Consider the following 24881-nt stretch of genomic DNA (forward strand, 5'->3'; position numbering starts at 1 on the left):
CACGGCCGGAATAGGGCCGGATGTCCACAGCGTCCTCGCTGTAGTGTCGCCACCCCCGAGAGGGTGGACTTTTTCAAAGGAACCTCGGCCATCCGTGATGGATGGACGGGGTATCAACTAATCTGGCGTTGATTTTTGGCACGCTGTTGAGTTCTCAAGGTGCGGACGCTTCCTTCGGTCCCGTTTCCGGGCCCTCCGGGCGCTTCCTTCGTTTCCGACTCTATCAGATCTTTCCGATCCGATTTCCTCGGTGCTTTCCGGTCCCGTTCGCTTTCGCTCCGGGCCCTTCCGGCGTTTCCGACTCTATCAGATCCTTTCGGCGTCTGATTCCCAGTCAGCGGGGTTTGTCTTTCCGGCTGTTGGGCCGTTCCGACGTCTCAAACTCTAGCGGGTTTCCCCGGCGACTCATAATCGAGCCATTCGAAATGAATTTCGGCATGCCGAAATTCATCCCGGTGGGGAGTCTGTGCTGAGTAAGAGGTGCCGCATCAGCGGCTGGAGTGGTTGTCGAAGAACCGTTCCGGCTCCGTGACAACTCGGAGAACACTACGCATCCGGGAGGGGCGTGTCAACCCCCGGTCGTCCCTCTGCCGTCCCCCGTTCGGCCGCGTCCGGCAGGCCGGCCGACGGGGTGTCGCGCAGGTCGGCGGACTGGTCGTCCCGCAGGTCAGTCGAGGTCCGTCAGGCGGCCGCCGGCGTCGGGCTGGGTGAGTTCCACGCGGCGGAGGAGGCGGATGAGGACATCGCCGAGGACGCCCTTCTCCTCCGTCGTGAGGTCCTGGAGCAGGTCCTCCTCGAAGTCGGTGGCCATGCGCATGGCCTCCAGCCACTTCGAGCGGCCCTCGTCGGTGAGCTCGACGATCACGCGGACGCGGTTGTTCTCGTCGCGGTCGCGGGTGACCAGGCCCTCGCCGGCCATGCGGTCGATGCGGTGGGTCATCGCGGCCGGGGTGAGGCCCAGGCGCTTGGCGAGTTCGCCGGGGCCCAGGCGGTAGGGCTCTCCGGAGAGGACCAGCGTCTTGAGGACCTCCCACTCGGCGTTGCTGATGCCGAGGTCGGCGAGCTGGCGGCCGTACGCCACGTTCATGCGGCGGTTCAGCCGGCCGAGGGCGGAGACGACCTTCTCCACCTGTGGGTCGAGGTCGCGGTACTCGCGCTGATACGCGGCGATCTGCTCGTCGAGGCTCGGCTCCTGGGGAGCGGTGTCGGACATGCGGGGAGTATCCCACGGGCCTCGTTGGCGTTGAAGTCCTTCAGTGTGTACTGTTAAGGAGTTAACTTTAGCGTTGAAGTCTTCAGGGTTCAGTCCTACAGGCCTGAACCCGCGACCGAAGTGGGTGAGTGTGACCAAGGCGAGGGGCGCGGCGATGCGCCGGATTCAGGCAGGCAGCGCGCTGAGCGCGTTCGGACTCGGTTTCACCGTGCCGTACCTCTATGTGTACGTGGCGCAGGTGCGGGATCTGGGCGCGGCCACGGCGGGAATCGTGCTGGCCGTCTTCGCCATGGCCGCACTGGTGGTGCTGCCCTTCAGCGGGCGGGCCATCGACCGGCGCGGGCCCGTGCCCGTCCTGCTGGTGGCCTCGGTCCTGGCGGCGGTGGGCGCGGTGGCGATGGGCTTCGCCTCCAGCGTGCCGGCGGCCGTGGGGGCGGCGGCACTGCTCGGTGCCGGTACGGCCGTGCTCCAGCCGGCCCTCGCCACGATGATCGTCTGGTGCTCGGCGCCGACCGGGCGCACCCGGGCCTTCGCGATGCAGTTCTTCCTGCAGAACCTCGGGCTCGGCATCGGCGGTCTGATCGGTGGTCTGCTGGTCGACACGAGCCGGCCGGGCAGCTTCATCCTGCTGTTCTCGATCGAGGCGGCGATGTTCCTCGTGCTCGCCGCGGTCGTGGGGACCGTCCGGGTGCCGGGCTCCCCCGCGCTCCAGGACACCCGTCCGTCCGAGGACGGAAAGGCGGGCGGGGTCCGCGCGCTGCTCGGGCACAAGGCGATGGTGCAGCTGTGCGTCCTCGGCTTCGTGCTGTTCTTCGCCTGCTACGGGCAGTTCGAGTCGGGCCTCGCCGCGTACGGCACGGAGGCCGCCGGCATCCAGCCGTCGTCGCTCGGGATCGCGCTGGCCGCCAACACGGCGGTGATCGTGGTCGCCCAGTTCCTGGTGCTGCGGTTCGTCGAGCGCCGGAAGCGGACCCGGGTGATCGCGGCCGTGGGTCTGATCTGGGCCGTGGCCTGGATGGTCGCCGGATACGCGGGTCTCGGGCACGGCAGCCAGACCATGGCGACGGCGGCCTTCGTCTCCACGTACGCCCTCTTCGGGCTCGGTGAGGCGATGCTGTCGCCGACCGTGGCGCCGCTGGTGGCCGATCTGGCGCCGGAGTCGATGGTCGGGTCGTACAACTCGGCCTTCGCCCTGGTGAAGCAGTTGGCGCTGGCCGTCGGTCCGGCCGTGGGCGGGCCCATGGGGGCCGCGCTGCACGGGCCGTACATCGTGACCTTCGTGCTCTTCTCGCTCGGCATCACCTTCCTGGCCGTCCGGCTGGGCCGGCGGCTCACGCCCGAGCAGGACCAGCCCTCCCTGGCCCTCAGGCCGTCGAAGGTGGTCGCTCGGCACGAGCCGGTCCGCGAGAACGAGACCGCGGTCGCCTAGGCCGGATCAGTCCGGCAGGGCGAACTCGCACCAGACCGCTTTGCCGCCGCCCGGTGTGCGGCGGCTCCCCCAGGACGAGGCGATCGTCGCGATGATCGAGATGCCGCGACCCGCCTCGTCCTCCGTTTCCGCCCTGCGGCGGCGCGGCAGGTGGTCGTCGCCGTCCGTGACCTCGATGATCAGGCGCCGGTCGGTGCGCCGCAGCCGCAGGCGCATGGGCGGGGTGCCGTGCTGGAGGGAGTTCGCCACGAGCTCGCTGGTGGCGAGGACGCCCAGGTCGCGCAGTTCGACCGGGAAGCGCCAGGAGGAGAGGACACCGGAGGCGAAGGCACGCGCGCGGGGGGCCGCTTCGACACCGCCGAGCAGCTCCAGGGCGGCGTTGTGGAAGAGCTCGGCGTCCGAGCCCTTCCGGGAGGGGTGCTGGACGACCAGGACGGCGACGTCGTCGTCGTGCTCGGCGGTGACCCCGAGGGCGCGCAGCAGTCGGTCGCAGACGACCTGCGGGGTGCCGTCGGCGCCGGCCAGGGCGCGGGCCAGGGCGGCGACGCCCTCGTCGATGTCCTCGCGGCGGCGCTCGACGAGGCCGTCGGTGTAGAGGACGGCGGTGGAGCCGGGCGGCAGGGCGATGGAGCCCGAGGCGTGCAGCCAGCCGCCGGTGCCCAGCGGCGGGCCGGTCGGGTCCTCGGCGCGACGGACGGTGCCGTCCTCGTCCCGTACGAGGATCGGGAGGTGGCCCGCGGACGCGTACACCAGCTTGCCCTCGTTGGGGTCGTGGATCGCGTACACGCAGGTGGCGATCTGGCTGGCGTCGATCTCGGCGGCGAGGCCGTCGAGGAGCTGGAGGACCTCGTGCGGGGGCAGGTCCAGGCGGGCGTAGGCCCGGACGGCGGTGCGGAGCTGGCCCATGACGGCGGCGGCGCGCACGCCCCGGCCCATCACGTCGCCGATGACGAGCGCGGTGCGGCCCGCGCCGAGGGTGATCACGTCGTACCAGTCGCCGCCGACGGCCGCGTCCGCGACGCCGGGCTGGTAGGTGGCGGCGATCCGCAGGTCGTCGGGCTGCTCCAGTTCCTGCGGGAGGAGGGAGCGCTGGAGGGTGACGGCGGTCTCGCGGTGTCTGCGCTCGCTGGCCCGGAGCCGCTCGGCGGCCTCGGCGTGGTCGGTGACGTCGGCGGCGTGGACGAGGACTCCGCCGCCGTCGAGGCGGGGGCTGTCGACGGGCAGGCAGGTGACCGTGTACGAGCCGCCGTCGCGGGTGCGGCGGGACTTGACCGTGCGGGGCTTTCCGCTGCGGAGCACCTGGTCCATGAGGGGCAGCAGGCCGAGGTCCTCGGCCTCCGGGCAGGTGTCGGCGACGGTGGCGCCGGCGGGGCGGGGGCCGAAGGCGGCGGCGTAGGCGTCGTTCACGTACGCGATGCGGTGCTCCGGGCCGTACACGAGCGCGACGAGCCCGGGGAGGCGGCCGAGCAGCTCCCGTACGGAGAAGTCCTCCAGGGCGGGGACGTCGGCGGCCTCGGCGCTGTCGGTGAGCTGCTCCAACTGCTGACCGTACTCACCGCGGGCGGCGGGCACGGAGCCTTCGGTCCCCCGCGCCGCGCGGCGCTGCGTGCCGGGGAGCCGGGCGCTCCAACGGGTGAAGTTCACGGATCTGTATGCCTCGCGGTGTCGGTGCCGTGCAGAGTCACGCTGTGCAGGTGTGAGCCCACCTATGGTCACACGTCCAGTGTGGACGAGTGCACTGACAGTGATGTCAGGACCGCGGCTTGTCGCCGTCGCCGGGGGGTGGGGCCGCGGCGAGTTCGAACTCGGCCCTGGGGTGTTCCAGCGAGCCGAGGGAGACGATCTCCCGTTTGAACAGGCCGGACAGGGTCCATTCGGCGAGGACCCGGGCCTTGCGGTTGAAGGTCGGCACCCGGCTGAGGTGGTAGGCGCGGTGCATGAACCAGGCCGGGTATCCCTTGAGCTTGCGCCCGTAGACGTGGGCGACCCCCTTGTGGAGGCCCAGGGAGGCGACGGAGCCGACGTACGCGTGCGCGTACTCCTTGAGCGGCTGTCCGCGCAGGGAGGCGGCGATGTTCTCGGCGAGCACCTTGGCCTGGCGGACGGCGTGCTGGGCGTTGGGCGCGCACTCCGTGCCCGGTTCCTTCGCCGTCACGTCGGGGACGGCGGCGGCGTCGCCGGCCGCCCAGGCGTGTTCGACGCCCTCGACGGTGAGCCGGGCGGTGCAGCGGAGCCTTCCGCGTTCGTTCAGGGGCAGGTCGGTGGCGGCGAGGACGGGCGCGGGCTTCACGCCGGCGGTCCAGACGACCGTGCGGGTGGGCAGGCGGGTGCCGTCGCTGAGGACGGCGACGCGGTCCTCGCAGGTCTCCAGGCGGGTGCGCAGGCGGACGTCGATGTTCCGGCCGCGGAGCTCCCGGACGGCGTACCGGCCCATCTCCTCGCCGACCTCGGGGAGGATCCGGTCGGAGGCCTCGACGAGGACCCAGCGCAGGTCCTCGGGCTTGACGTTGTGGTAGTAGCGCGCGGTGTAGCGGGCCATGTCCTCCAGCTCGGCGAGGGCCTCCACGCCCGCGTAGCCGCCGCCGACGAAGACGAAGGTGAGGGCGGCGTCGCGGATGGCGGGATCGCGGGTGGAGGAGGCGATGTCCATCTGTTCGATGACGTGGTTGCGCAGGCCGATGGCCTCCTCGACGGTCTTGAAGCCGATGCCGTGGTCGGCGAGACCGGGGACCGGGAGGGTGCGGGAGACGGAGCCGGGCGCGATGACCAGCTCGTCGTACGTCAGGTCGAGGGTGCCGGCGCCCTCCTCCTCGGTGGCGAGGGTGGAGAGGGTCGCGGTGCGCTTGGCGTGGTCGACGGAGTGGACCTCGCCGATGACGATGCGGCAGTGGTCGAGGACCCGGCGGAGCGGCACGACGACGTGGCGCGGGGAGATGGAGCCGGCCGCGGCCTCCGGCAGGAACGGCTGGTACGTCATGTACGGCTCGGGGGTGACCACCACGATCTCGGCGGTGCCGGCTCCGAGCTCCGTCCTGAGCTGCCGCTGGAGGCGCAGCGCGGTGTACATGCCGACGTAGCCACCGCCGACCACGAGAATGCGCGCAGGTTCGGTCACTGTCCCATGACGCACCCCCGTCCGTTGTTTGTCCACAGGCTCGGCAAATTGTGTGACCGGAGGGGTACGGAGGCGCGGGGTGGCGCGCGAGGGGCGCCCGGGGCGAACCGCGCAGGTCACGGCGGGTGGGGGCGGTTCGGAGAGGGGTCGGAATCGGGAGCCTTCCGGGCCTTGCTCCGATCGGGGGGCGCACCGGACGGAACTCCCCCTTCTGAATTGACCCCGACTCAACTATGTTCGTACTTCGTCGGGGTGTCGGATCGGAGCGCGCGTGGACCGAAGCGCTCGTCCGCCGGAGGCCCCGTGTCAGGGCGGGGAAGTCTCCGGGGGGAGACATCATGAGCGGGGGAACGCTTATGCAGATTCAGGATTCACGGTGGCAGTCGGGCGCCGGGACGGCGACCGTCGTCGACGGGCACGTCCCGGGGGCGGCCGACGCGCGTAACGGGGCGCCGGTGGCGGGCGGCAGGGCCGCGCCGCTGCGGGTGGACGCCCAGCGCAATCTGGAGCACGTGCTGCGGGCCGCCCGCGAGGTGTTCGGCGAGCTCGGCTACGGGGCTCCGATGGAGGACGTGGCGCGCCGCGCCCGGGTCGGCGTCGGCACCGTCTACCGCCGCTTCCCCAGCAAGGACGTGCTGGTGCGGCGGATAGCCGAGGAGGAGACCTCCCGGCTGACCGAGCAGGCGCGGGCCGCGCTGGGCCAGGAGGAGGAGCCGTGGTCGGCGCTCTCCCGGTTCCTGCGGACCTCGGTGGCCTCGGGTGCGGGCCGTCTCCTGCCGCCGCAGGTGCTGCGGGTGGGCGTGGACGACCCGGGCGCTCCGCTCGTCGGGGACGACGCGGACGAGGCGGCCCGGGTGCCGTACCAGCGGGGCGGTGTCGAGCAGGGCGACGCGCGCGTGGTCGCGCCGCGCGGGGTGCCGGTCGACGAGCGGGACGACGCGGGGGCCTCGGAGCTCCTGGAGGTCGTCGGGCGGCTGGTCGACCGGGCGCGTGAGGCGGGTGAGCTGCGGACGGACGTGACCGTGGCGGACGTCCTCCTCGTCATCGCCACCGCCGCGCCGGCGCTGCCGGACGCGGTGCAGCAGGCGGCGGCCTCGGCCCGGCTCCTCGACATCCTGCTCGAGGGTCTGCGCTCCCGGTAGGAGGTCCTCGGTCGTTCTCGTACGGCCGTTTCCGTGCGGTCGTTCTCGTATGACAGCGCTTCTCGTGGTCCGGGCGGACCCATGAGCATGACACGAACGCGTGAGCGGTTACGCCCGGATACACGAAGTCGCCCCGGACGAGTGGTAAGTGGACGCGGCGCTTCGGCGTGCCCGCGCGCTGTGGCACGCTTGGCCGGTATTCGGGTCTGAGCGTGCGTACGGGGGCTTCCGCGATGAGCGGTGACAGTCGGGACGATCCGCTGGGCAGCGGCGGCGGCGCGGAGACCGGAGGCCTTCCCTCCCGGCAGGTGCCGAGCCAGGGCGGGCCGGGAGGTCTCTCCGGCGCACCGTCGTCATCGGCCGGACCGGCCGGGGCCGTGGCCGGATCGTCGGGCCCCCCGGGAGCGCCGGCCGGACACGCCGAGTCGCTCGACGCGAGCGTCCCCCAGCAGCGCGAGGGCAGGCCCGGGGGGCCGGACGGCGGGGCGAGACCCACCGACGGAGACGCCTCCGACAGCGAGGGCGACGACGTCCACGGGGCCGTCCACGAGGGCGACGTGCACGGCGGTCACGCCGACGGCGACGTCCACGAGGGCGACGCGCACGGCGGTCACGGCGACGTCCACGACGACGCCGACCCCGGCGAGCCCGACACCGTCCTTCCGCCGCCGCGCGAGCTGCCGCCCTCCGACGCCGAGCTCGTCCAGCTCATGCGGGACGGCGACGACTCCGCGTACGAGGAGCTGTTCCGCCGCCACTCCGAGGCCGTCCGCCGCTACGCCAGGACCTGCTGCCGGGACGCGCACACCGCCGACGACCTCACCGCCGAGGTCTTCGCCCGCACCCTCCAGGCGGTCCGCGGCGGCGCCGGGCCCGAACAGGCCGTGCGCGCCTACCTCATGACCACCGTCCGGCGGGTCGCCGCGAACTGGGTCAGGACCCAGAAGCGCGAGCACCTCGTCGAGGACTTCGCGGTGTTCGCCGCGGACGCCGCCCGCGCCTCCGAGGTCTCCGACCAGACCGCGTCCTTCGGAGCGGGGACGGACCTCGGCGCGGACGTCCGCGCCATGCACGAGGCCGAGCAGTCCCTCGCCATGCAGGCCTTCCGCTCGCTGCCCGAGCGCTGGCAGGCCGTGCTCTGGCACACCACCGTCGAGGAGGAGTCCCCGAGCGAGGTCGCCCCGCTCTTCGGACTGACCGCCAACGCCACGGCCGTGCTCGCCAGCCGGGCCCGTGAGGGCCTCAAGCAGGCCTACCTCCAGGCACACGTCAGCCAGTCCCTGACCGCGGGCGGCGACTGCGCCCGCTACGCGGACCGGCTCGGCGCCTACGCGCGCGGCGGGCTGCGGATGCGGGCCGAGCGCGGCCTGCGCAAACACCTCGACGAGTGCGCCAAGTGCCGGCTCGCCGCCGGTGAGCTGGCCCATGTGAACGCCGGGATCCCCGCGCTCCTGCCGGTCGCCGTCATCGGCTGGTTCGCCGCCGGTTACTCGCTCAAGGCCGCCGGCGTCGTCGCCGGTGGCACCGCCGCCGCGGCCGGTGCGGGCGCGGCGGCCGCCGCCTCCGGGTCCTCCGGGGGCGCCGCCTCGGGCGGTGTCGCCGCCGAGGGCCTCGGCGCGCCCGCGAAGGCCGGCATCGCGGCGGCCGTGGCGGTCGCCGCGGCGGCCGGCCTCGTCTGGGCGATGGCCGGGGACCCGCAACCCGTGGCCGCGCCCCGGCCCACCCAGCCGGTCGTCACCCCCGTCGTGCCGCCGAAGCCCGCGCCGCCGGCGAAGCCCTCCCCGAAGCCGAAGCCGAAGCCGCCGGCCCCGCCCGCCGCCGAGCCGCCCGCGCCCACCCCGCCGCCTCCCCCGAAGCCCAGCCCCACACCGACGCCCAGGCCCGCGCCGAAGCCGACGCCCAAGCCGTCCCCGAAGCCCACGCCGGCGCCCACCCGCGAGAAGCCCCGCCCCAAGCCCGCCCCGAAGCCCGCGCCCGCCGTCTACCAGGTCAGCGAGCTGCGGTACGCCACCTTCGGCGACGGCACCGAGCCCGAGGTGTCCCTCTCGGACAGCAGCTGGATGTGGCAGCGCGACGGCCTGTCCATCAGCGACACGCAGTACGCGCACGGGGTGAGCGTCCACGCGCCGTCCTCGCTGCTCATCGACCTCAACCGGCAGTGCGCGAGTTACGACGCGATCGTCGGCGTCGACGACCTGAGCGCCCGGCTCGGCGTGGGCGGCGTCCGCTTCTCCGTCTACGGGGACGGGGCGCGGCTCTGGCGCTCCCGGGTCGTCCAGGCGGGCGACCCGCCGGTCCCGGTGCACGTCGACCTCTCCGGGATCTCCACGATCCGGCTCGTGGTGGAGGAGCACACGCCGTTCGGCCGGGCCGCGGTGGCCGACTGGGCGGAGTCCCGCATCAGCTGCTCCTGACGCCCGCCCCGGCGGGGGCGAAGGGTTCGACGAGGTCGAGGACCTCGTCGAGGCCGAGGCCCGCGCCGGCGGCGCGGGCCGCCGCCAGGGCCGACGCGTCGAGCTCGGCGAGCGCCCGGGCCGTCACGGACTCGACGTCCTTCAGCTCGGGGACCGAGCGGGGCGTGTCGCGGCGCCATCGGTCGACGGCGGCCAGGACCCGTACGGCGAGCTCGGTCTCGCCCGCCTCGACCAGGGTGATGGCGAGCGCCTCCCCCAGGCCCGTGGTGACGAAGTCCGCGCACTGCGCGTCCCGTGCGGTGCGGAGCGCGGTGATGGCCGTGGCGACGGCGGCGGCGCCCCTGCCCTCGTACGCCTCGACGCGGGCGGCGATCCCGGTCACCGCCGCCTCGAAGTGCGGGGGCGGGGTGCCGAGCGCGACCGTGCGGCCCGCCTCCTCCAGCTGGGCGCGGGCCGCCGGGACGTCACGGCGGTGGAGGGCGAAGGCGGCGCGGAGGAAGCAGACGTACGTCTGGGTGTCCCGTACGTGGTAGCGGTCGGCCTCGCGCGCGGCCTCGTCGAGGGTCCGCTCGGCGGTCTCCAGGTCGCCGGTGCGGTAGGAGAGTTCGGCCAGGCGGGCGAGGAGAAAGGGGGCCTCGGCGTGGGCGCCGACCTCGCGGGCGAGCCCGAGGGCCTCCTCGTACGCCTCGCCCGCCTCCTCGTGCCGGCCCCGCATCGTGAACGACTCGCCCGCCGCGCTCGCGATCTGGGCGCCCATCCAGCGGTCGCCGACGCGTCGGGCGATGCCGCGGAGTTCGGCCAGGGCCTCGTCGACGCCGGGCATGCCGCCGGGCATGTCGACGGCCATGTGCGTGCGGAACATGAGGGTGACGCCGAGCTCCCAGTCGCCGCCGTGGCGGCGGCAGTTGTCGACGGCGGCGTCGAGGAGGGCGCGGACCGCGGCCGGGTCCTCGGTGAGGTACGCGGTGAAGGGCCAGAGCAGGCCGGGGAAGCGGGCCGCCTCGGGGCCGGGGTCCGCGCCGAACGCCTCGCGGACGCGCCGGACGAGCGCGAGGGTCTCCGGCTCCTGGAAGTCGCTCATCGTCCGGCTCTCGACCGCGAGGAAGAAGTGCAGCATCCGCAGGTGCATGCGGGGCCAGTGGCGGGGGTCGGCGGGGTCGGACGGGTCCTCGCCGAGGGCGATCGCGCGCTCGACCCAGGCCAGGCCCTCGGGGCGGTAGTTCCGCAGCCACCAGAACCAGCCCATGGCGAAGACGAGGCGGAGGGCGGCGGCCTCGTCGGAGGGGGGTCCCCCCTGCTCGGACGAAGCCGAGAGCTTGGGGGACGTGACGAGGGTGCGGTGGAGGGCGGCGCGGATGTTGTCGAGGTCGCGCTCGACGCGGTCGATCCAGGGGAGCTGCTCCCCCGAGCGGAGGCGGGGTTCGGCGGTCTCGGCGAGGGCGGTGAAGTGGGCGGTGTGGGTGGCTTCGGCGGCGGCGAGCAGCTCGGGTTCCTCGGCGGCGCGCTCGGCGGCGTACTCGTGGATGGTCTCCAGGAGCCGGTAGCGCATCTCGCCGTCCTCGGTGGGGGTGGCGACGACGAGGGACTTGTCGACCAGGGCTCCCAGGGAGTCGGCGGCGTCCGGGGAGAGGGCCTCGGCGGCGGCCAGGTCCCAGCCGCCGGCGAAGACCGACACCTGGCGGAGGAGGGTGCGCTCGGCCGGGTCGAGCAGGTCCCAGGACCAGTCGACGACGGCGCGGAGGGTCTGCTGGCGGGGCAGGACGGTCCGTGAGCCGGAGGTGAGGAGGAGGAACCGGTCGTCGAGGCGGTCGGCTATCTGGCGCGGGGTGAGGAGGCGGAGGCGGGCGGCGGCCAGTTCGATGGCGAGGGGCAGGCCGTCGAGGCGGCGGCAGATCTCGTCGACGGCCTCGCCGCCGTCGCGGGCGAGGTCGAAGGAGGGGCGCACGGTGCGGGCCCGCTCGGCGAAGAGGCGGTGGGCGGGGTCGGGCGGGAGGGGCTCGACGGGGCGGACGGCCTCGCCGGGGACGCCGAGGGGTTCCCGGCTGGTGGCGAGGACGCGCAGCTGCGGGCAGTGGGTGAGCAGGGTCTCGGCGAGGGCGGCGGCCGCGTCGATGACGTGCTCGCAGTTGTCGAGGACGAGGAGCAGCGGGCGGCGGGCCAGGTGCTCGACGAGGTGGGCGGTGGGGTCGTCCTGGAGCTGTGCTCCCTCGCGGGTGATCAGGTTGACCTCGCGGAGGCGGAGCGCGGAGAGGACGGCTCCGGGGACGGCGTCGGGGTCGTCGAGCGGGGCGAGTTCGGCGATCCAGGCGGCGGGGCCGGCGGCCCGGAGCGCGGCCTCCTCGGCGAGCCGCGTCTTGCCGGAGCCGCCGGGTCCGGTGAGCGTGACGAGCCGGGAGCGGGCCAGGTCCGCCTGGAGGGCGACGAGTTCGGGCTCGCGCCCGACGAAGGAGGTGAGCCGGGGCCGGATGTTGCCGGCTTCGGGGGCGGGCGGGGCCAGGGCGGGTGGCGCCGGGGGCTCGGTCGCGGGTGGGGCCGGAACCGGGTCCGGGGTGGCTCCGGTGAGGAGTTCGTGGTGGAGGGCGGTGAGCTCGGGGCCCGGGTCGGCGCCGAGGGCGTCCGCGAGGGTGCGGCGGGCCGTCTCGTACGCGGCGAGGGCGTCGGCGTGGCGGCCCTCGGCCCGCAGGGCGCGGATGAGGTGGGCGCGGAAGGCCTCGTCGTACGGGTACGTGGTGGTGAGCTCGGTCAGCTCCGGTACGAGTCCGTCGGTGGCGCCCCGGCGCAGGTCGGCCTCGACGCGCTGCCGGAGCGCCGCGAGCCGCTGCGCCTCGGGGCGGACGCCCGCCGGGTCGGGCAGGTCGGCGAGGGCGGGGCCGCGGAAGAGGCCGAGGGCCTCGCGGAGGAGGGCGGCGGCGGTGTCGGGGTCGCCGGCGTCGAGGCGGGCGGCGCCTTCCCCGACCCGGCGCCGGAAGACGTACAGGTCGATGTCGTCGGGGTCGGCGACGAGCCGGTAGCCGGGGCCGGGGGTGGAGGCGACGGCCTCCCGGCCGAGGACGCGGCGGAGGCGGCCGACGAGGGCCTGGAGGGCGGCGGGGGTGTCCTGCGGCGGGTCGTCCCCGTACACGTCGTCGGCGAGCTCGCCGATGGAGACGGCCCGTCCGCCGCGCAGCGCGAGCGCGGCGAGCAGCGCGCGCAGCCGGGCACCGCCGAGGGGCAGCGGGGTGCCGTCGGGCCGGAGGGCCTCGGTGGTGCCGAGGATGAGATACCGCACCGGCCCATTGTGTCGGGCGGGCGCGGGGGGCGCCTCGGGGTTTACCCCGGTGGGTCCCCTAGAAGGCGCCGGTGTCCAGGTCGAAGCCGAGGGGGTGGGGAAGCGGGACGATCGTCCCCAGCTTGTGGATGTGCTTGTGGGCGAAGTCGTCCCCGACGGGCTCGGAGCAGACGACGGCCTCGCCGGTCTCGCGGTCGATCATCAGATACACCGGGATACCGGCCCGGGCGTAGGCTCGGATCTTCTGTACACGGTCGCGACCGGCGGTGGAAGAGGAGGTCACCTCGGCGACGAGGAGGACGGGGTGGGGGTCGTGCCACTCCTGCTGGTCGTCGAAGCTGTCCCTGGGAGCAATCACGAGGTCCGGGATGACGCGCACGGTGCCGGTGGCTCCGGGAAGGCGCAGGCCGATGCCCGTGGAGTTGCGCAGTTCCTTGTCGACACGGCGGGCAATGACCTGTTCCACCAGCTCGGTCACGATCTTCTCGTGCTCGCCGTTGGCCGGAGGCACCACGTAGATCTCCCCTTCGATCAGCTCCACGCGCCAGCCCTTGGGGGCCAGCGCACTGAACAGCTCGAAGGTCTCCTGGGTACTCGCGCCCTCACGGTCGGGCAGCACCTCGGAGTGCGCGTCCTCCGGGACCGGCAACGGCATAGCCATAGCTGACCTCCTTCGCTCGGGTGCGACGGTTTCAGCTTAGGTCCGGCGTCGAGTCGAAGTCCGGAACGCGTTCACTCGAACGAGCGTGCTGTGACGTTTCGCCCGCTCGGCGGAGCCTCACGCCGGCAGCGACCGCCTCGATGCCGGGATCAGCGGTCCCCGGGCCGCACGCGGAGGGCGGGGGGCCGTGGTGTCGGTCCAGCAGGAGCCCCGGCGGGCGAGGAGGCGGCGGAGCCAGAGTTCGGTGGAGACGAGGTCGGCGAGGCCGTCGAGGGGGACGGGGGCGCCGTCGGCCGCCGCGCGCAGGGCCTTGCGGACGACGCGGGCCTCGATCAGGCCCGCGTCCGCGAGGAGCGGCGCGTCGAAGAGGGCGAGGAGTTGCGGGAGCGCGGCGCGCAGGCCCGCGCGCGTGGCGGCGGCCGGGACGGCCGGGTGGGGGGCGCCCCAGCCGGCGGGGACGTCGTGGACGCCGGCGCCGGAGAGGACCGTGCGCAGGACGCCGGCCCGGGCGTCCGGCTGGACCCGGAGCGATTCGGGGAGGTCGCGGCAGGCCCGTACGACCTGGTTGTCGAGGAACGGGGCGTGGAGGCGTTGGCCCCGGATCTCCGCCGCCTGTTCCAGGACCCGGTGGTCGGCCGCCGCGCGGACGAGGGCGGCACGCGCGCGTGCCTCGCCCGGGCGCTGGACGGCGGCCGGGAGGGTCGCCGCCCGGTTCAGGCGAACCGATACTTCGGCGAGGGCCTCGCCCGTCAGCCAGCGCGCGGCCGGGCCCGGCCGCGACCAGGCGAGGGCGGAGAGCGAGGCCTCCAGGGGCCCGAAGCCGCCGGGGGCCGTGCGGTTCGCCTCCAGGACCCGCCGCGCCGCCGCCTCCAGGCCCGTCCGGTACGGGGTGCGGGCCAGTCTCCGCGCCGCCCGGTACACCGTCAGCGGAACGAGCAGCGAACCCGCCGAGGGGCCCGAGGCCTTCGCGAGCGCCGTCACCGGCCGCACCAGGGAGCGGCGCCTGCGGTCCATCAGGAGGTCGGCGAGGCGCGCCGGGTGCGCGTCCAGGACCTGCTTGGCGCCCATGCCGGTGAAGTGGTCGGCGCTGCCGCCGGCGAGGCGTCTGCGGTGCCGTTCCGCCGTGACGAGCGCGGGGCCCGGCTCGTCCGTGAGGGGTCCGTCGAGCGCCGCGTACGGCAGGGCCTCCTCGCCGCCCGCGACGACGACGTGGTGCAGCCGGGGGTCGGCGGCGATCGCGCGGGCCCGTTCCAGCTCCGCCGTGCGGCGCGCGCCGGCCCGGGTCGCCAGGTCGTTGAAGGTGACGGCGAGCAGCCGCTCCCCCGCGCCCGTGCCCTGCCCGGTGATGGTGCCCGGCACCCCGGGGAGGCCCGCCGCGAGCAGGGCGAGCGTGCCGGAGGCGCTGCCGCCGGACAGGTCGGCGCCGATGCCGGGCGCGGGGCCCGCGCCCCGGGCGGCGCGCCGGTCGGCGGGACCCATGCCGGGGACCGGGCCCGGGTCGGGGAGCGGCGTCTCGGGGGCGTGCCGGGGGGCGGTGAGCCGGGCGCGCACGGCCTCGACGAGGGCGTCCCGCACCCCTTCGACGGCCTGCCGGGGGTCGGCCTCGGGCGTGGCGACGGCGAGCGAGGCCACCTGTTCGTAGCCGGTGATCTCGCGCGAGCCCTCCCGCAGGATCAGCGCGTGGCCGGGGGGCACCCGGCGCACGCCCTCGTACGGGGTGGAGTCGCGCAGGGCCTCGGGGGTCTCGGGGCAGGCGAGCAGGGCGGCGAGGTGGCCGATGTCGAGCTGGGCCTCGACGAGGTCGGCGAGCGGCAGGGCGGCGGTGGCGTACGCGGTGCCGCCCGCCCACGGGGTGTGGAAGACGGGCCGGGCGCCCGCGAGGTCGCCGGTGACGGTGACGCGGCGGCCGGCCTTCACGACGGCGGTGTAGCTGCCGGGCCAGGCGGTCAGGTGCCGCAGCGCTCCCCCGCGCGCGGTGAGCAGACCGATCCGCAGTTCCTCGTCGCTCGCGGCGCAGCAGCCGAGGACGGCGAGGCGGGTGTGGTCGTCGACGGCGATCACGCGGACCTCGTCGGGGCGCCAGTCGCCGACCGCCCAGAGCGGGTCGGGGCCGTCCCACAGGAGTTGTGCGCCCACCGGTTGCACCGTGCGCCCCTCGGCCGCGGGGCCGGTGCCGGAGCCGTACGGGGAGCCGGGGTCGTATCCGGGGTCGTACGGGGAGGCGGGTCCTGAGCCGGGGGCGCGCCCGGAGCCGTACGCGCCGTGCGCCGTTCCCGCCCGGCCCGCCGCGGTCGTTGCGAAGCTCGCGGCGACACTGCTCCAGCCCACCAGCCATCGCATCGGCGCCTCCACATCCGTTTCGGTGGAGGACATGCTGCCACGACAACGGCGCACGGGGCGGGGTCCGGGCGCACGCGCGCGAAAGCCGAATGCGCCCCTGGCATGGGCCGGTTGGGCTTCGGCAGGGCACCGGCGTCATTCGGCCAAATATCGATCCCCTGTGGGTGTTTCGACGGGCATCCGGGCACAAGGCCGGCCATCGGCGGTCCGGGAGGCGTTCCCGCCTCCCGGTGCCGTCCGCCGCCCGCGGGGAATGGGGCGGCGGTGTCCCCCAGCCCACTGGTCCGGGACACCTTCCCGGCCGAGCGGGCCGACCCACGCGGTACTCATGGAAGCGCTCCCCCACCGGCCGGACGAGAGCGCACGGCCGGGCGCACGGCCACACGGCGGGGGCACGGGTCGCCGCGCCGGGCCCGTTGGTCGCACGTTCACACAACAATCTCGCCATACGGAACACCGCCCCTTAACGGTAGGGATGCGGCGAACTACGCTGTGTTTACGAATGCCGCACGCCTATGCCCGGCGTCGTGGCGGCCGTCTGGGTTGTCGAGGGGTGGCGTCATGTCCAGGGAGCAACGCGGGCCGAACGAAAAGCTCGGCACGGTTCTCGCCCTCGCGGGAATCAGCAACGCCGGGCTCGCCCGGCGCGTCAACGACCTCGGTGCGCAGCGGGGCCTGACGCTTCGATACGACAAGACCTCGGTCGCCCGGTGGGTGTCCAAGGGCATGGTGCCGCAGGGCGCCGCCCCGCACCTGATCGCCGCCGCGATCGGGCAGAAGCTGGGCCGGCCCGTGCCGCTGCACGAGATCGGGCTCGCGGACGCCGACCCGGCGCCCGAGGTCGGGCTCGCCTTCCCGCGCGACGTCGGCGAGGCGGTCCGCTCGGCCACCGACCTGTACCGGCTGGATCTCGCCGGGCGGCGGGCCGGCGGGGGCGGCATCTGGCAGTCGCTCGCCGGGTCCTTCTCCGTCAGCGCGTACGCGACGCCCACCTCCCGCTGGCTGATAACCCCCGCCGACCCGTCGGTGGAGCGCGAGGCCCCGCGTCCCGGCGCGGGCACCGGCCTCGCCGCGGCGGGCACGGCGGCCGTGGAGCACGCGCGCGTGGGCCACAGCGACGTCGCCAAGCTCCGCGAGGCCGCCGAGGACGCGCGGCGCTGGGACTCCAAGTACGGCGGCGGGGACTGGCGTTCGTCGATGGTGCCCGAGTGCTTACGCGTGGACGCGGCCCCGCTGCTGCTCGGCTCGTACTCGGACGAGGTCGGCCGGAACCTGTTCGGGGCGACGGCCGAGCTCACCCGGCTCGCCGGCTGGATGGCCTTCGACACCGGGCAGCAGGAGGCCGCCCAGCGCTACTACATCCAGGCGCTGCGGCTCGCCCGCGCCGCCGCCGACGTGCCCCTCGGCGGATACGTCCTCGCCTCCATGTCCCTCCAGGCCACCTACCGGGGCTTCGCCGACGAGGGCGTCGACCTCGCCCAGGCCGCGCTGGAGCGGAACCGGGGGCTCGCCACCGCCCGCACCATGTCCTTCTTCCGGCTCGTCGAGGCCCGCGCGCACGCCAAGGCCGGCGACGGGGCCGCCGCCGCGGCCGCGCTCAAGTCCGCCGAGGGCTGGCTGGAGCGCTCCCGGGAGGGCGACGCCGACCCGACCTGGCTCGGCTTCTACTCGTACGACCGGTTCTGCGCCGACGCCGCCGAGTGCTACCGGGACCTGCGGATGCCGCGGGAGGTGCGGCGCTTCACCGAGCAGGCGCTGTCCCGGCCGACGGAGGAGTTCGTCCGCTCGCACGGGCTGCGGCTCGTCGTCTCCGCCGTCGCGGAACTGGAGTCCGGCAACCTGGACGCGGCCTGCGCGGCGGGCACGCGCGCGGTGGAGGTGGCGGGCCGGATCTCCTCGGCGCGGACGACCGAGTACGTACGGGACCTGCTGCACCGGCTCGAACCGTACGGGGACGAGCCGCGCGTCATGGAGCTGCGGGAGCGGGCCCGGCCGCTGCTCGTCGCGCCGGCGTGAGGGGCGTCCCGGAAGTGACGCGCGTCCCACGAGGTGGGCGTTTAGCCGCGTTGTCAGTGGGCCAGTGCACTATCGGGGACGGGAGGTGGGGCTGGTGTTTGACTGTGACGTGCTGGTGATCGGCGGCGGGATCGTCGGTCTGTCGACGGCGTACGCCCTGACGCGCACCGCCCCCGGCACCCGGGTCACGGTCCTGGAGAAGGAGCACGCCCTCGCGCGCCACCAGACCGGCCGCAACAGCGGGGTGATCCACAGCGGGATCTACTACCGGCCGGGGTCGCTCAAGGCGCGGTTCGCGGTCCAGGGCGCGGCCGAAATGGTCAAGTTCTGCGCGGAGTGGGGCATTCCGTACGAGGTGACGGGGAAGCTCATCGTCGCCACCACGCGCGAGGAGCTGCCCCGGCTGCACGCGCTCGTGCAGCGCGGCAGGGAGAACGGCATCCCGGTGCGCGAGCTCGGCCCGGCGCAGATCAGCGAGTACGAGCCGCGGGTGCGGGGCCTCGCCGCGATCCACGTCGGCACGACCGGCATCTGCGACTACGGGGCGGTCGCGGAGCGCCTCGCCGAGTCCTCCGGGGCCCGGATCCTGTACGGCGCGGAGGTCACCGCCGTCGACCGGCGGCCGTTCGGCGTGGCCGTGCGGACCGCCGACGGGCGCGTGGTGCGGGCCAAGGTCCTGGTGAACTGCGCGGGGCTCCACTGCGACCGGATCGCCCGGCTCGCCGGCGACGACCCGGGCATGCGGATCGTCCCCTTCCGGGGGGAGTACTACGAGCTCGCGGACCCGTCGCTGGTCCGCGGCCTGGTCTACCCCGTCCCGGACCCGGCCTTCCCCTTCCTCGGGGTGCACCTCACCCGGGGCATCGACGGCGGCGTCCACATCGGGCCGAACGCGGTCCCGGCGCTCGCGAAGGAGGGGTACGGCTGGTCCGTGGTCCGTCCGCGCGAACTGGGCGCCACCCTGGCGTGGCCCGGCTCGTGGGCGATCGCCCGGGAGCACTGGCGGTACGGCGCGGGCGAACTGCACCGGTCGCTCTCGAAGCGGGCCTTCACCGAGGCGGTGCGGCGGCTGCTGCCGATCGTCGAGGAGTCCGACCTGCGGCGGGCGGCGCCGGGGGTGCGGGCGCAGGCGGTGCTGCGGGACGGGACGCTCGTCGACGACTTCCTGTTCCGCGAGGCGCCCCGGACGGTGCACGTCCTGAACGCGCCTTCGCCCGCGGCGACGGCGTCCCTCCCGATCGGCCGCGAGATCGCCACCCGGGCCCTGGCCCACGTGTAGCCCGCCCGCCCCGTTGCGGGCGGTCGTTCCACGGGGGCCCGGGGTGGAGGGGGTTCCGGTGGAGAGGCCCCTCGGGGCGGGGCGCCGTAGAATCGGGCGCATTGTGTCTGAGCAGATTGAGAACGGCCCGCAGCCCGTCGCCGACCCCGCACAGCCCGTCGCGCGGCGGGGCAGTCGGATGTTCGCCCCCGGCGAGGGGCCCATGCCCGACCCCGCCGGGGCCCACCACGAGCGGCGGATCCGCAGTTTCCAGCCGCGCCGCAGCCGTGTCACGTACGGGCAGGCCGAGGCCATGCTGAAGCGCTGGCCCGACTGGGGCCTCGACATCGACGGCAAGCGGGTTCTCGATCTCGACGAGATGTTCGGCGGGCTGCCCGTCGTCCTGGAGATCGGCTTCGGCATGGGCGAGGCCACCGCCCAGATGGCGGCCGCCGATCCCGGCACCGGCATCCTCGCCGTGGACGTGCACACCCCGGGCCAGGGCAATCTGCTCGGCCTCGCGGACCGGAACGGCCTGACCAACGTCCGGGTCGCCAACGGCGACGCGGTCATCCTGCTGCGCGAGATGCTCCAGGACGCCTCCCTCGACGGCTGCCGGGTCTACTTCCCGGACCCGTGGCCCAAGGCGCGCCACCACAAGCGGCGGCTCATCCAGCCGGAGTTCCTCAGCCTCCTGGCGCCGCGGATGAAGTCCGGGGCCGTGCTGCACTGCGCCACGGACTGGGAGGAGTACGCCGAGCAGATGCTCGAGGTGCTCTCCGCGCATCCGGACTACGAGAACACCCAGGCCGACGGCGGCTACGCGCCGCGCCCCGACTTCCGTCCCCTCACCCGCTTCGAGGGGCAGGGGCTCGACAAGGGGCACGTCGTGCACGACCTGCTCTTCCGGAGGAAGTAGAGGAAGCGGGGGAAGCAGAGGAGAGGGCCTGACTCCGTCGCCGGTGTCGGTGCGGGTCGTTAGGGTCGCTCACGTGTCGAACTTCGCCACCGGCGCCCCGCCGGACGCCGCTCCCGTCCCGCACCGGGACACCGAGGAGCCGGCCTTCCCCGCCGCCGCCGACCGTTCCCAGTGGCGCTACCGGCCCCGCCGGGCCTTCTGGCGCAGCCGGCTGGTCCGCGCGATCACCCTCGTGACGCTGCTCGCGCTCTGCGCCCTGGTCATCCTGGCGCTGGTCCGCGAGCAGACCGGCACGCAGGGCTTCCTCGTGGGTCTGGGTCTGGCCGTGCTTCCCGTACCTCTGCTGCTGTCGGCGTTCCGCTGGCTCGACCGGGTGGAGCCGGGGCCCTGGAAGAACATGCTGTTCGCCTTCGCCTGGGGCGCCTTCGCCGCCGCGCTCGTCGCGATCCTGGCGAACTCCTTCGCGGTCCGCTGGATCGCCACCGCCACGGCCGATCCGGACTCCGCCGACACCCTCGGGGCCACCCTCGTCGCCCCGGTGGTGGAGGAGAGCGCGAAGGCGGCGGCGATCCTGTTGCTCTTCCTCTTCCGGCGGCGGGACTTCGGCGGGCTCGTCGACGGGGTCGTGGTCGCCGGTTTCACCGCGACCGGCTTCGCCTTCACCGAGAACATCCTCTACCTGGGGAACGCCTTCGGCGAGGACCAGGAGTTCGGTTCCTCGGGGATCGGTTCGGTGACCGCCGCGACCTTCTTCGTACGGGCCGTGATGTCGCCGTTCGCGCATCCGCTGTTCACCGTGCTCACCGGCATCGGCTTCGGCTTCGCCGCCCTCGCGCCGCGCGGGAAGCGGCTGCGCCGGGTGCTGCTGCCCCTGGCGGGGCTGCTGCTCGCCATGGGCCTGCACTCCGCCTGGAACGGCTCGGCCACCTTCGGCGGCCCGCTGGTCTTCTACGCGGTGTACGGGGCGCTCATGGTCCCGGCCTTCGGCCTGCTGACCTGGCTGGCGGTGTGGAGCCGGCAGCGCGAGCTGCGCACGATATCCGGGGTGCTCCCGGCGTACGCGGCGGCCGGCTGGCTCGCGCCCGCCGAGCCGCTCGCGCTGTCCTCGATGCGCGCCCGGCAGGTGGCCCGCTCGTTCGCCGCCCGGACGTACGGGCCGTCGGCCGCGCGGGCGGTCGGCGAGTACGAGTCCTTCGCGACGACCCTCGCGTTCCTGCGGGACCGGGCCCGGCGCGGCACGGCGGGGCCCGACTTCCCGGCCCGGGAGCAGGAGCTGCTGCACCATCTGTGGCAGCGCCGCGAGGTCGCCTCCCCGGCCCTCACGTACGCGGCCCGGGCGACGGGCCGGGCCTGGGCGCCGCCGCAGTACCTGGACTACGACGGCTACAACCCGTACCGGAGCTAGAGCGCGGAGGCTTCCGTCAGGAGGGCCAGTTCGGTCTCCGTCAGCGTCAGGTCCGCCGCCGCGACCAGGGCCGGGAGCTGTTCGACCGTGCGGGCCGAGGCGATCGGCGCGGCGACGGTGGGGCGGGAGGCGAGCCAGGCGAGGGCGACGGTGGCGAGCTCCGTCCCGTGCGCCCCGGCGACCGTGTCGAGGGCGGCGAGGACGGCCCGGCCGCGCTCGGTGTCCAGGTGCTTGGCGGCGCCGGCGGAGCGGACGCTGTCGACGTCGGCGCCGGGGCGGTACTTGCCGGTGAGGAAGCCGGCGGCGAGTCCGTAGTACGGGACGGCGGAGAGCCCGGCGTGCTCGACGGTCTCCAGGAGCGGGCCCTCGTAGGTGTCGCGCGAGACCAGGTTGTAGTGCGGCTGGAGGGCGACGTACCGGGTGAGGCCCTCGGCCTCGGCGAAGTCGAGGGAGGCGCGCAGCCGCTCGGGGGAGATGTTGGAGGCGGCGACGGCGCGCACCTTGCCGTCCCTCACCAGCTGGTCGAGGGCGGTGACGATCTCCTCGACGGGGACGGACTCGTCGTCGAAGTGGGTGTAGTAGAGGTCGATGTGGTCGGTGCCGAGGCGGCGGAGCGACTCCTCGGCGGCGGCCTTGATGGTGGTGGCGGAGAGTCCCTTGAAGCGGGGGTGGGCGCCGACCTTGGTGGCGACGACGATGTCGGAGCGGTTGCCCCGGGAGGCGAGCCAGCGGCCGATGACGGTCTCGGACTCGCCGCCCTCGTTGCCCTCGGCCCAGGCGGAGTAGACGTCGGCGGAGTCGACGAAGTTGCCGCCGGCGGCGGCGTAGGCGTCGAGGACGGCGAAGGACTGCGCTTCGTCGGCGGTCCAGCCGAAGACGTTGCCCCCCAGGGCCACGGGGAAGACGTGCAGGTCGGAGGTGCCCAGTCGGCGGAGAGAGGTCATGAGTGGATCAACCGTCCCCGCCGCCGGGCCTATTCCGTGGGGTGGCTAGAGGCTCAGGCCCTTGGAGCGGAGCCAGGACGCCGGGTCGATGCCGTCGCCGCCGGCCGTGTGGACCTCCATGTGGAGGTGGGCGCCGGTGACGTTGCCGGTGGCGCCGACGCGGCCGACGGTCTCGCCGGTGGAGACGGTCTGGCCGGCGCTGACCAGCATGGACGAGAGGTGGCAGTACCAGATCTCGGTGCCGTCCTCCAGCTCCAGGACGATCCGGTAGCCGTAGGAGCCGGACCAGCCCGCCGACTTGACGGTCGCGCCGTGGACCGCCTTGAGCGGGGTGCCGGTGGGGGCGGCGAAGTCGAGGCCGGTGTGGTAGCCGGAGGACCACATCGAGCCGGACTGCATGTAGGTGGCGGTGAGGGTGTACGAGGAGACCGGCAGCGAGTAGCTGGCGGCGAGCTGGGCGAGGCGCTCGGCCTCGGCCTTCGCCTTGGCCTCCGCTTCCGCCTTGGCCTTGGCTTCCGCCTCGGCCTTCGCCTTCGCCTCGGCGGCCGCCTTCTCCGCGGCGGCCTCCTTGGCCTTGGCCTCCGCGGCGGCCTTCTCGGCCGCGGCCTTCTCCGCGGCGGCCTTCTCGGCGGCGTCGGCGGAGGCCTGCTGCTGCTCGGCCTGCTGGAGGATGCGGGCGCGCAGGGCCTCGCCCGCGGCGGGGGCGGCGGTCTGCTCGGTGCGCTCGTCGGCCGCGGTGGTGTAGGCGGCGGCGGTGAGCGGGTTCGGGTTGACGCGGTCCGCGGCGACGGGCGCGCTGTGCTCCTCGGGGAGGAGGTCGCCGACGCCGGGGAGGTCGTGGGCGTCCGGCAGGTCCAGGTCGGGGAGGTCCGGCAGCGATATGGCGACCGGGGGCTTCTCCTGCGCGGTGGCGAGGCCGCCCGCACCGACGGCCGCGATGACGCCGACGCCGAGGACGGTGGAGGAGCGGGCGAAGTTGGAGCGCTGCTTGACGACCCGGTGCCGGCCGCCGGAGCGGCTCTCGGCGCGGAGGGAGCCCTCGGTGGGGTTCCACTCGGTGTCGGAGGCGGCGGCGGGGCCCGCACCGCCACCGAACGCGTCGAAGGGGGCTTCGGGTGCGGGGGTGTTGGACGCCACGGGGGCGCGCTCCTTTCCTTCCTTCTCGCCTACCGGGTTAGCTGACGGGTTCGGAGCAGGAAGGTCTCCTACGGGCTCGACCGCGCGCGTGCGTGGTTCGCACGGGTGCGAAGGGGCCCGATTCACCCCAAGTGGTGGTTCCCCGGTTCCTTTTCAGGATTCGGCGCGTGCGCACGGTGCCGCCTCTTGCGACGGCTGGGACGACCGCGCTGCGTTATCGAACGTTAATAGACAGGGGGTCCCGATTCCAAGCCGTTCCCCTTGATCATTCATTGAATTGATGGTGTATCGCCCGAGTTGACCCCCCTTCAGAGAGGCATAAGGGGGGCGGGGCGAAACCCTCGCGACCTGACGTTATGTCAATTGTTATCTCAGTGACACCCCTCGACTACGCCCGGTGACCGGGCCCGCCCGGCGGCACCACCGGCATCGTCCGGCGCCGTTCGGGCTGCCCCGTCGCCGGGCGGCTCACCGCGAGCAGCGCCATGTCGTCCGTCGACCCGCCGCCCGTGTGGAGCCGTACGTCGTCCACGAGCGCGTCGAGCAGTTCCTCGGGCCCCGGGAAGATCCGCCCGGCGAGCCGCGCCGCCGGATCGTAGAAGACGCCGTGCGCGTTCCGCGCCTCCGAGAGGCCGTCCGTGTAGAAGAGCAGCGTCGCGCCCGGCGGGAACGGCCGCGCCTCCGCCCGGTCCGGCCACGCCGCCAGGTCGCCCATGCCGAGCGGCAGCGCCGCCTCGCCCGGCTCCAGCGACTCCAGCCGCCCGTCGGCGTGCAGCATCAGCGGCGGCGGGTGCCCCCGGTTGACGACCCGTACGAAACCGCCGAAGGTCCCGCTCCCGTCGGTGCGCGGGATCTCGGCCAGGACGGCCGTGGTGAACCCCTCGAAGGCGTCGAGACCGTGCCGGCGGGTGCCCTCCCGGGCCAGGGCCCGTTCCAGGCGCTGTGCCACGCCCTCCAGGGTCCGCTCCTGCTCGGCCGCCTCCCGGAAGGCCCCGATGACGACGGCGACGGCCTCGACCGCGTCCAGCCCCTTGCCCCGGACGTCCCCGACCACGAGCCGCACCCCGTGCGGGGTGTCCTGGACGGCGAACAGGTCGCCGCCGATGAACGCGTCGGCCTGCGCCGCCTCGTACCGCGCCGCGCACTGCAGCCCGCCGATCCGCTCGGCGGGCGTCGGCAGCACCGCCTTCTGCGCGGTCTCGGCGATGACCCGTGCCGAGGCGAGCCGCTCGCCGCTGCGGCGCACGACCCGGTTGATGAGGAGGGCGAGCACGGAGACGGTGAGCACGGTCAGGGTCTCGGTGAGGGCGGGGACCTCGTCGGCGGTGCCGTTGTAGAGGTGCAGCCCCACGGAGGCGAGGACGGCGCCGATCCCGGTGAGGAGGGTGGTCAGCATCGAGAAGAAGGGCGCGGCGATCAGCGGGGCGGCGGAGAAGAGCGGCGACGCCGTGTACGCGGGCGGGGTCGCCAGGTCGAAGGCGACCCCACCCACGATGACCAGCGGGGGCAGCGCCCGGATGAACCGCCGGGCACCGCCGTACTCGGGACGGTCCCCGCCGCCCCGCCGTCCTCCGCCCGCCGCTCCTAGGGGGTTCCCCACCTGTGCTCTCCTGCCCGGTC

The 24881-nt window shown here is 74.3% G+C and carries 16 protein-coding genes and 1 riboswitch; of the genes, 7 read left to right on the forward strand and 9 right to left on the reverse strand.

Annotation, left to right across the window (positions count from 1 at the left end):
* Nucleotides 1-667 precede the first annotated feature (667 nt).
* On the reverse strand, nt 668-1213 hold the full coding sequence (locus ACIGW4_RS03170) for a MarR family winged helix-turn-helix transcriptional regulator (protein WP_030694509.1): 546 nt from the start codon (nt 1211-1213) through the stop codon (nt 668-670).
* Between the two features lie 154 nt (nt 1214-1367).
* Between ACIGW4_RS03170 and ACIGW4_RS03175 the strand changes: the two genes are divergently transcribed.
* Nucleotides 1368-2642, forward strand: a complete 1275-nt coding sequence (locus ACIGW4_RS03175) for an MFS transporter (RefSeq protein ID WP_398707748.1) — start codon at nt 1368-1370, stop codon at nt 2640-2642.
* Between the two features lie 6 nt (nt 2643-2648).
* On the opposite strand, the gene ACIGW4_RS03180 is transcribed toward ACIGW4_RS03175, so the two are convergent.
* Together ACIGW4_RS03180 and ACIGW4_RS03185 are read right to left on the reverse strand one after the other, a co-directional pair.
* Nucleotides 2649-4286 carry a SpoIIE family protein phosphatase gene (locus tag ACIGW4_RS03180; RefSeq protein ID WP_359590965.1) on the reverse strand — a complete coding sequence of 546 codons (1638 nt, stop codon included), beginning with the start codon at nt 4284-4286 and terminating at the stop codon, nt 2649-2651.
* A 106-nt stretch (nt 4287-4392) separates the two neighbouring features.
* Nucleotides 4393-5757 carry an NAD(P)/FAD-dependent oxidoreductase gene (locus tag ACIGW4_RS03185; RefSeq protein WP_359590964.1) on the reverse strand — a complete coding sequence of 455 codons (1365 nt, stop codon included), beginning with the start codon at nt 5755-5757 and terminating at the stop codon, nt 4393-4395.
* Between the two features lie 356 nt (nt 5758-6113).
* Between ACIGW4_RS03185 and ACIGW4_RS03190 the strand changes: the two genes are divergently transcribed.
* Nucleotides 6114-6899 carry a TetR/AcrR family transcriptional regulator gene (locus ACIGW4_RS03190; protein WP_398707751.1) on the forward strand — a complete coding sequence of 262 codons (786 nt, stop codon included), beginning with the start codon at nt 6114-6116 and terminating at the stop codon, nt 6897-6899.
* Nucleotides 6900-7132: 233 nt separating this feature from the next.
* Complete coding sequence (locus tag ACIGW4_RS03195; protein WP_399578199.1) at nt 7133-9313, forward strand: sigma-70 family RNA polymerase sigma factor; 2181 nt, start codon at nt 7133-7135, stop codon at nt 9311-9313.
* Here the strand turns inward: ACIGW4_RS03195 and ACIGW4_RS03200 are convergent.
* From ACIGW4_RS03200 to ACIGW4_RS03210, 3 genes are all read right to left on the reverse strand, one after another.
* Nucleotides 9300-12581, reverse strand: coding sequence for an ATP-binding protein (locus ACIGW4_RS03200; protein ID WP_399578200.1), 3282 nt, complete (start codon nt 12579-12581; stop codon nt 9300-9302). The two genes, ACIGW4_RS03195 and ACIGW4_RS03200, sit on opposite strands and share 14 nt — an antisense overlap.
* Nucleotides 12582-12639: 58 nt before the next feature.
* Nucleotides 12640-13236 carry a Uma2 family endonuclease gene (locus ACIGW4_RS03205; RefSeq protein ID WP_398708417.1) on the reverse strand — a complete coding sequence of 199 codons (597 nt, stop codon included), beginning with the start codon at nt 13234-13236 and terminating at the stop codon, nt 12640-12642.
* 123 nt (nt 13237-13359) lie between these two features.
* Entirely contained in the window at nt 13360-15582 is a 2223-nt protein-coding gene (locus tag ACIGW4_RS03210) for an asparagine synthase-related protein (protein ID WP_398708418.1), read from the reverse strand.
* A 561-nt stretch (nt 15583-16143) separates the two neighbouring features.
* On the opposite strand from ACIGW4_RS03210, the gene ACIGW4_RS03215 reads away from it, so the two are divergent.
* The 4 genes from ACIGW4_RS03215 (at nt 16144) to ACIGW4_RS03230 (ending at nt 21180) form a co-directional block, all read left to right on the forward strand.
* Complete coding sequence (locus ACIGW4_RS03215; RefSeq protein WP_399578201.1) at nt 16144-17598, forward strand: MFS transporter; 1455 nt, start codon at nt 16144-16146, stop codon at nt 17596-17598.
* Between the two features lie 94 nt (nt 17599-17692).
* Nucleotides 17693-18877 carry an L-2-hydroxyglutarate oxidase gene (gene lhgO / locus ACIGW4_RS03220; RefSeq protein WP_123453895.1) on the forward strand — a complete coding sequence of 395 codons (1185 nt, stop codon included), beginning with the start codon at nt 17693-17695 and terminating at the stop codon, nt 18875-18877.
* A gap of 178 nt (nt 18878-19055) precedes the next feature.
* A complete protein-coding gene (trmB, locus tag ACIGW4_RS03225; protein WP_399578672.1) occupies nt 19056-19775 on the forward strand; it encodes a tRNA (guanosine(46)-N7)-methyltransferase TrmB in 720 nt (239 codons plus the stop codon).
* A 73-nt stretch (nt 19776-19848) separates the two neighbouring features.
* Nucleotides 19849-21180: a PrsW family intramembrane metalloprotease gene (locus ACIGW4_RS03230; RefSeq protein WP_398707757.1), complete on the forward strand. Its 1332-nt coding sequence runs from the start codon at nt 19849-19851 to the stop codon at nt 21178-21180.
* On the opposite strand, the gene ACIGW4_RS03235 is transcribed toward ACIGW4_RS03230, so the two are convergent.
* The 3 genes from ACIGW4_RS03235 to ACIGW4_RS03245 all read right to left on the reverse strand — a co-directional run bounded on the left by ACIGW4_RS03235 (nt 21177) and on the right by ACIGW4_RS03245 (nt 24861).
* The gene (locus tag ACIGW4_RS03235; protein ID WP_399578203.1) at nt 21177-22124 is read right to left on the reverse strand and encodes an aldo/keto reductase; all 948 of its coding nucleotides are present in this window, start codon (nt 22122-22124) and stop codon (nt 21177-21179) included. The genes ACIGW4_RS03230 and ACIGW4_RS03235 overlap by 4 nt on opposite strands.
* Before the next feature lie 45 nt (nt 22125-22169).
* Nucleotides 22170-23261, reverse strand: coding sequence for a M23 family metallopeptidase (locus ACIGW4_RS03240; protein WP_359590957.1), 1092 nt, complete (start codon nt 23259-23261; stop codon nt 22170-22172).
* An 11-nt stretch (nt 23262-23272) separates the two neighbouring features.
* A riboswitch (cyclic di-AMP (ydaO/yuaA leader) is annotated at nt 23273-23437 on the reverse strand.
* Between the two features lie 212 nt (nt 23438-23649).
* The gene (locus ACIGW4_RS03245) at nt 23650-24861 is read right to left on the reverse strand and encodes a PP2C family protein-serine/threonine phosphatase (RefSeq protein ID WP_123453887.1); all 1212 of its coding nucleotides are present in this window, start codon (nt 24859-24861) and stop codon (nt 23650-23652) included.
* Nucleotides 24862-24881: the final 20 nt, after the last annotated feature.

Origin of the sequence: Streptomyces sp. NPDC053513, from assembly GCF_044544765.1 — a bacterium.
Lineage (GTDB): Bacteria > Actinomycetota > Actinomycetes > Streptomycetales > Streptomycetaceae > Streptomyces > Streptomyces litmocidini.

What these genes read in the sequence shown, in the direction of transcription:
- ACIGW4_RS03170 (WP_030694509.1), bottom strand. Translation starts at nt 1,213, where the DNA reads ATGTCCGACACCGCTCCCCAGGAGCCGAGCCTCGACGAGCAGATCGCC.
- ACIGW4_RS03175 (WP_398707748.1), top strand. Translation starts at nt 1,368, where the DNA reads ATGCGCCGGATTCAGGCAGGCAGCGCGCTGAGCGCGTTCGGACTCGGT.
- ACIGW4_RS03190 (WP_398707751.1), top strand. Translation starts at nt 6,114, where the DNA reads ATGCAGATTCAGGATTCACGGTGGCAGTCGGGCGCCGGGACGGCGACC.
- ACIGW4_RS03195 (WP_399578199.1), top strand. Translation starts at nt 7,133, where the DNA reads ATGAGCGGTGACAGTCGGGACGATCCGCTGGGCAGCGGCGGCGGCGCG.
- ACIGW4_RS03205 (WP_398708417.1), bottom strand. Translation starts at nt 13,236, where the DNA reads ATGCCGTTGCCGGTCCCGGAGGACGCGCACTCCGAGGTGCTGCCCGAC.
- ACIGW4_RS03210 (WP_398708418.1), bottom strand. Translation starts at nt 15,582, where the DNA reads ATGCGATGGCTGGTGGGCTGGAGCAGTGTCGCCGCGAGCTTCGCAACG.
- ACIGW4_RS03215 (WP_399578201.1), top strand. Translation starts at nt 16,144, where the DNA reads ATGTCCAGGGAGCAACGCGGGCCGAACGAAAAGCTCGGCACGGTTCTC.
- trmB (WP_399578672.1), top strand. Translation starts at nt 19,056, where the DNA reads ATGTTCGCCCCCGGCGAGGGGCCCATGCCCGACCCCGCCGGGGCCCAC.
- ACIGW4_RS03235 (WP_399578203.1), bottom strand. Translation starts at nt 22,124, where the DNA reads ATGACCTCTCTCCGCCGACTGGGCACCTCCGACCTGCACGTCTTCCCC.